The organism is Streptococcus sp. HMSC077D04, assembly GCF_001808785.1.
In the GTDB taxonomy this organism is placed as follows: Bacteria; Bacillota; Bacilli; order Lactobacillales; family Streptococcaceae; genus Streptococcus; species Streptococcus mitis_BX.
On record NZ_KV794453.1, the window covers coordinates 1 to 580 of the forward strand.

At 31.6% G+C, this 580-nt stretch carries 2 protein-coding genes; both read right to left on the reverse strand.

Translation table 11 applies throughout. From position 1 onward, the window contains the following. On the reverse strand, nt 1–245 hold a 245-nt coding region (locus tag HMPREF2701_RS00165; RefSeq protein WP_070481741.1), incomplete at its 3' end, for a plasmid mobilization relaxosome protein MobC. Nucleotides 246–249: 4 nt separating this feature from the next. Further along, nucleotides 250–580: SAG1252 family conjugative relaxosome accessory protein (locus HMPREF2701_RS00170; RefSeq protein WP_261674380.1), on the reverse strand; the 331-nt coding region annotated here is incomplete at its 5' end.

Here is a 580-nt window from a genome sequence, read left to right on the forward strand (position 1 = left end):
TTCGAATAATTTATGCTTCTGGCTATTTGATTAATATTATTTCCGATTCGTTTTAATTCAAAAATCAAATCTTGATAACCAGTTGTATCAATGGTGATAAAATTCATACCAGGATCTAGTAGAGTTCGTCTAGCATATTCTGAGAATGATAAGCAGTTACTTTTGGAGATATTTTCATTCAATTTGACTAATTCTAGGTCAGATAAAAAGACTTTTTTTAAATTTGTTCTATATCGGTGCTCCACTCCACTACCTCATGTATTTGTTACGAAAATCTTCACTAAGAGGACTTGTATTTTCTACCTCTTTAATTAATTCCTGAATACAAGTTAACAAAATAGAAACATGCTCTTGAGTAACCTGATGATCGCTTTTAGAAATGATCAAAACTTCATGAACATCGCGACAAATTTGTTCCAACTTTTGCTGTTTCCAAAGACTGAACCATTTTTCCATCTGTTTTTGTCCATCAGACAATAGTAAGCTTTTACGGAGAAAATCAGAAAAATTATCCTCTCCTTTCTCTCTCATTAAATCTAGTATTTGTTTTTCCTCCGTTTCTGTTAAGCGAAATTGTTTC